At 42.2% G+C, this 6625-nt stretch carries 3 protein-coding genes and 1 rRNA gene; all 4 read right to left on the bottom strand.

Features of this window, described 5'->3' with window-relative positions:
* Positions 1–15: 15 nt before the first annotated feature.
* Positions 16–1558: ribosomal RNA gene (locus tag GWJ01_RS10645) — 16S ribosomal RNA — on the bottom strand.
* A 581-nt stretch (positions 1559–2139) separates the two neighbouring features.
* Entirely contained in the window at positions 2140–4713 is a 2574-nt protein-coding gene (gene clpB / locus GWJ01_RS10640; RefSeq protein ID WP_075672443.1) for an ATP-dependent chaperone ClpB, read from the bottom strand.
* A 145-nt stretch (positions 4714–4858) separates the two neighbouring features.
* Positions 4859–5590, bottom strand: a complete 732-nt coding sequence (gene yfiH, locus GWJ01_RS10635; RefSeq protein ID WP_109402954.1) for a purine nucleoside phosphorylase YfiH — start codon at positions 5588–5590, stop codon at positions 4859–4861.
* Entirely contained in the window at positions 5591–6568 is a 978-nt protein-coding gene (rluD, locus tag GWJ01_RS10630) for a 23S rRNA pseudouridine(1911/1915/1917) synthase RluD (protein WP_075672439.1), read from the bottom strand.
* Between the last annotated feature and the right edge of the window lie 57 nt (positions 6569–6625).

Below are 6625 nucleotides of genomic sequence, written 5' to 3'. Positions count from 1 at the left end.
CACGTATCTCTTAGGTAAGGAGGTGATCCAACCGCAGGTTCCCCTACGGTTACCTTGTTACGACTTCACCCCAGTCATGAATCACAAAGTGGTAAGCGCCCTCCCGAAGGTTAAGCTACCTACTTCTTTTGCAACCCACTCCCATGGTGTGACGGGCGGTGTGTACAAGGCCCGGGAACGTATTCACCGTAGCATTCTGATCTACGATTACTAGCGATTCCGACTTCATGGAGTCGAGTTGCAGACTCCAATCCGGACTACGACAGACTTTATGAGTTCCGCTTGCTCTCGCGAGGTCGCTTCTCTTTGTATCTGCCATTGTAGCACGTGTGTAGCCCTACTCGTAAGGGCCATGATGACTTGACGTCATCCCCACCTTCCTCCGGTTTATCACCGGCAGTCTCCTTTGAGTTCCCGCCATTATGCGCTGGCAACAAAGGATAAGGGTTGCGCTCGTTGCGGGACTTAACCCAACATTTCACAACACGAGCTGACGACAGCCATGCAGCACCTGTCTCAGAGTTCCCGAAGGCACTCCTCTATCTCTAAAGGATTCTCTGGATGTCAAGAGTAGGTAAGGTTCTTCGCGTTGCATCGAATTAAACCACATGCTCCACCGCTTGTGCGGGCCCCCGTCAATTCATTTGAGTTTTAACCTTGCGGCCGTACTCCCCAGGCGGTCGATTTAACGCGTTAGCTCCAGAAGCCACGGTTCAAGACCACAACCTCTAAATCGACATCGTTTACAGCGTGGACTACCAGGGTATCTAATCCTGTTTGCTCCCCACGCTTTCGCACCTGAGCGTCAGTCTTTGTCCAGGGGGCCGCCTTCGCCACCGGTATTCCTCCACATCTCTACGCATTTCACCGCTACACGTGGAATTCTACCCCCCTCTACAAGACTCTAGCCAACCAGTTTCAGATGCAATTCCCAAGTTAAGCTCGGGGCTTTCACATCTGACTTAATTGACCGCCTGCGTGCGCTTTACGCCCAGTAATTCCGATTAACGCTTGCACCCTCCGTATTACCGCGGCTGCTGGCACGGAGTTAGCCGGTGCTTCTTCTGCGGGTAACGTCAATTGCTAAGAGTATTAATCTTAACACCTTCCTCCCCGCTGAAAGTACTTTACAACCCTAAGGCCTTCTTCATACACGCGGCATGGCTGCATCAGGCTTGCGCCCATTGTGCAATATTCCCCACTGCTGCCTCCCGTAGGAGTCTGGGCCGTGTCTCAGTCCCAGTGTGGCTGATCATCCTCTCAGACCAGCTAGAGATCGTCGCCTAGGTGAGCCATTACCCCACCTACTAGCTAATCCCATATGGGTTCATCCGATAGCGCAAGGTCCGAAGAGCCCCTGCTTTGGTCCGTAGACGTCATGCGGTATTAGCCACCGTTTCCAGTAGTTATCCCCCTCTATCGGGCAGATCCCCATACATTACTCACCCGTCCGCCGCTCGTCAGCAAGAAAGCAAGCTTTCTCCTGTTACCGCTCGACTTGCATGTGTTAGGCCTGCCGCCAGCGTTCAATCTGAGCCATGATCAAACTCTTCAATTAAAAGTGTTTGATGCTCAAAGAAATCGAAAACTTAGCTATTCATAAATGAATTTACTTTTGTTGTTCACTCTTCAAGACTTGATACATCTAATATTTTAGAAGATATCGTCTCTGCGAGTGCCCACACAGATTGTCTGATAATTTGTTAAAGAGCAGTGCAACATTCGCTGCCGTTTCCGGTCTTCTGCGTTGTTGCGAGGAGGTGCATTCTACATCTTCCTCATTCGGTGTCAAGCGTTTATTTTCAAGGCTTTTCACTTTTTTTCTTTGTTCTCTCGGCTAACTCACTTAGCGTGGTTTGCCGTGACAACGAGGGCGCATTATAGGGAGTTTTCTGAATCTGACAAGTATTATTTTAAAAAAACTTTCCGACAGCGCACTTAGTAATCAAATCGCTCTTTTTAGTGTAAATAATAGACAATCTTTGCCTAAAAAAGTTTCAAATATAAAAAACACTATTTGTAGATTATCTTTATTCTCCCTCATTAAGACATAAAACATAAAAAAAGAGGCTTATATAAGCCTCTTTTTCAATTTAATGGCATCTCTTCTTTATCAGAATCAATAGAAAAGAAGCTCTATTACTGTTTTGCAATTATCTTATTGTCATCTAAATCTAAGATAATCTCTTTACCCGGTAATAATTTGCCAGACAAGATATCTTGAGCTAATGGGTTTTCAACCTCTTGCTGGATAGCTCGTTTCAATGGACGAGCACCATAAATTGGATCGAATCCAACTTCGCTCAATTTCTCTAATGCAGCGCCTGTAATTGTAACGTGATAACCACGTTCTTCTAAACGCTGGTATAAACGACGCAACTGAATTTGTGCAATCGCAGCAATATTTTCTTTACCTAATGGGTGGAATACCACAACTTCATCAATACGGTTAATAAACTCTGGTCTGAAATGATGGCCAACAACATCCATCACAATAGTTTTCATTTCAGGGTAATCAATTGTCCCGAAACGTTCTTGAATTAAATCAGACCCTAAGTTCGATGTCATAATCACAACTGTATTACGAAAATCGACAGTTCTACCTTGTCCATCCGTTAAACGACCATCATCCAATACTTGTAATAAGATATTGAATACATCTGGATGCGCTTTTTCAACTTCATCTAATAAGATGACTGAATAAGGGCGACGACGAACGGCTTCTGTTAAGTATCCACCTTCTTCGTAACCAACATATCCTGGAGGCGCCCCTACTAAACGAGAAACGGAGTGTTTTTCCATAAACTCAGACATATCGATACGAACCATTGCATCATCACTATCAAACAAGAAGTTCGCTAGTGCTTTACACAACTCAGTCTTACCAACCCCTGTTGGTCCTAAGAATAAGAACGAACCTATTGGGCGATTAGGATCAGATAATCCAGCACGACTACGACGGATAGCATTAGATACTGCACTTACAGCCTCAGCCTGGCCAATAACACGTCTATGTAATTCTTGTTCCATTCTTAGCAGTTTTTCACGTTCCCCCTCTAGCATTCTAGATACAGGAATACCAGTCCAACGTGCTAAGATCTCAGCAATTTCAGCATCAGTGACTTTATTGCGTAACAGCTTCATATGCTTATCTTCAGCTTTATTAGCTTCGGCAAGCTGTTTTTCTAATGTCGGAATTTGTCCATATTGGATCTCTGACATTTTAGCTAAATCACCACTACGGCGAGCTTGTTCTAATGCAATACGTGCTTGCTCTAATTCAGACTTAATATGCTGAGTACCCGTAAGCTCCGCTTTTTCTGCTTTCCACTCTTCTTCTAAAACAGAATATTCTTTCTCTTTTTCAGCAAGTTCTTCATTTAGCATTTCTAAACGTTTTTTACTTGCATCATCAGACTCTTTTTGCAGTGCTTGTTGCTCAAGTTTAAGCTGAATAATACGTCTATCAAGTCTATCTAATGCTTCTGGTTTTGAATCCATTTGCATACGTAGGCTTGCACCCGCTTCATCAATTAAGTCAATCGCTTTATCTGGCAACATACGGTCAGAAATATAGCGATGAGATAAAGTCGCTGCGGCAACAATCGCAGGATCGGTAATTTGAACATGATGATGAAGCTCATAACGTTCTTTCAGACCACGCAAAATAGCGATTGTGTCTTCTACTGTTGGCTCTGCCACATACACTTTTTGGAAACGACGCTCTAATGCCGCATCTTTTTCAATGTATTGACGATATTCATCAAGTGTTGTTGCCCCCACACAATGCAACTCACCGCGAGCTAATGCAGGCTTTAACATATTTCCCGCATCCATAGCGCCATCGGCTTTACCTGCGCCAACCATTGTGTGTAATTCATCAATAAACAGAATAACGCTACCTTCCTGTTTAGATAAATCATTTAAAACGGCTTTTAAACGCTCTTCAAATTCACCACGATATTTAGCACCAGCTAATAACGAGCCCATATCCAAAGAAAGTACACGTTTATTTTTTAAACCTTCGGGGACTTCACCATTAACAATACGTTGAGCTAAACCTTCAACTATTGCCGTTTTACCTACCCCCGGTTCACCAATAAGTACAGGGTTATTTTTAGTACGGCGCTGTAGAACTTGAATAGTTCTTCTTATTTCTTCATCACGACCAATGACAGGATCGAGTTTGCCTTGTTCTGCTCTTTCCGTTAAATCCACAGTATATTTTTTCAATGCCTGACGTTGATCTTCTGCATTTTGATCGTTCACTGTTTCTCCACCACGTATTTTTTCAATCGCTATCTCAAGACTTGCTTTATTCGCTCCGGCTGCTTTTAGCATGTCAGCAACTTGACCACCGGTTTCCATAGCAGCTAAAAGAAAGAGCTCTGATGAAATAAATTCATCACCTTTTTTCTGTGCCAATTTATCGCACAAATTAAGGTGCTTAATTAAATCATTTGAGGGATGAACCTCTCCACCAGCACCTTCGACTTTAGGTAATCGAGACAAAGCATCATTAATCCGCTCGTTAAATTGCGATGCATTAACACCTACAGATGTTAATAGAGGGCGAATTGAGCCACCTTGTTGATTAAATAACGCACTCAGTAAATGTATGGGTTCTATAAATTGATTATCGTTCCCAAGTGCCAATGACTGGGCGTCTGCGAGAGCTTGCTGGAATTTATTGGTTAATTTATCCAGACGCATAACACCTCCAAGTAAAATTTAAAGTAAAATTCGTAACTGGAGAATAGATGAGGTCATTTTGACAATATTCAAGCTCAAAATAAAAATTTTGAGCAAAAATATTTATCAATATTTGAGATAAGTGAGAAAAACATTGAGAGGAAGTTTATTTAATCCAGATTAATGATGCCATTCGCCCTGTTATATGCTCTCGCCTATAAGAGAAAAAACGCGATGGATCAGTTACAGTACAAAAATCACCACCATAAATCTGAGTTACCCCACTTTCCTGTAAGATTATTCTCGCTAACATATAAATATTAGCTAAGTATTTACCATTGTGGGGAATAAAAGCAGGCTCAAAGGCAATATTTTTTTCGATAAACGCCAACCGAACTTCTGCACCGACCTCAAAAGCGGTTGGTCCAATTGCAGGACCTAACCATGCCATAATTTGATCTTTAGGTGCTTTAAAATGCGCAAGTGTATTTTGTAATACACCGTGGCAAAGCCCTCGCCACCCACCATGAGCTGCGCCAACTTCTGTTCCATCAATAGTTGTAAAAAGGACAGGCAAACAATCTGCCGTCATAATTGCACAAACTTTTTTTTCAGTAGAGGTGTAAAGGGCATCACCTTGTACTTCATTATTTTTCTCAGTATTTAGTGTAACAACATGTGTGCCATGAACTTGTTCGAGCCATAGTGGCATTTCAGGCAATTGAGCTTGTTGACACAGTCTGCGTCTATTTTCTTCAACATCAGACAATTTATCACCAACATGAGTACCTAAGTTGAGGCTATTATAAGGTGGCAAACTAATCCCTCCTTCTCTCAAGGTACTACAAGACCCAATATTTTCAGGTTGTGGCCAATCTGGAAAAATCAATGAAGTCATTTACCAATCCATTTCATCTTTAAATTGTTCAACGTCAGCTTTTAGCACATCGATAAGCTTAACCATATCATCAGGTAATGGTGCATGCCATTCCATTTCAATACCCGTTATTGGATGATAAAGACGTAGCATCGTTGCGTGTAGAGCTTGTCTATCAAATAAACGTAACGTTTCACGTAACTCATCTGAAGCCCCTTTTAAAGGACGGGGTCTTCCTGCATAAAGCTGATCACCAATTAACGCATGGTGAATATGAGCCATATGAACACGAATTTGGTGAGTACGGCCTGTTTCTAAACGTAAACGCAAACGTGTATGAGCACGGAAATGCTCCATTACACGATAATGTGTTACTGCTGGTTTACCCATTGGGTGCACAGCCATATGAGTACGTTTAGTTGGATGTCGAGAAATAGGTTCATTCACTAATCCACCTGCCGTCATTCTTCCTGTTGCAACCGCTTCATACTCACGGGTGATTTCACGACGTTGTAAAGCTTCTACTAAATGCGTTTGAGCAGGAACAGTTTTTGCAACAACCATTAAACCTGTTGTATCTTTATCCAATCGGTGGACAATACCCGCACGAGGTACATTAGCAATCTCTGGATAGCGATAAAGTAATGCATTTAATACGGTGCCATCTGGGTTACCAGCACCAGGATGTACAACGAGATCTCTTGGCTTATTGATAACTAAAATATCATCATCTTCATAGACGATATTTAACGGAATATTCTGAGGCTCCCAGCGAACTTCCTCTTCAATTAAGGCATCGACTTCAATTTTTTCACCGCCAAGCATTTTTTCTTTTGGCTTATTGATGATTTTATCGTTAACCTGCACTCTATTGTCTAAGATCCACTCTTTTATACGAGATCTTGAATAATCAGGGAACATTTCGGCCAAAGCTTGATCTAAGCGTTGACCCAGCTGTGAATCTGCGACTGTAGCATTAAGTCGTATTTGTTGAGACATAAATAATTTTCTATTAATTAAGTTAGTGTTTTGACGGCACAGCCGTTTCATTTAAAA

Origin of the sequence: Proteus sp. G2618 (genome assembly GCF_009915995.1) — a bacterium.
Taxonomy (GTDB): domain Bacteria; phylum Pseudomonadota; class Gammaproteobacteria; order Enterobacterales; family Enterobacteriaceae; genus Proteus; species Proteus terrae.
This window is presented reverse-complemented; position numbering and strand designations above follow the sequence as displayed.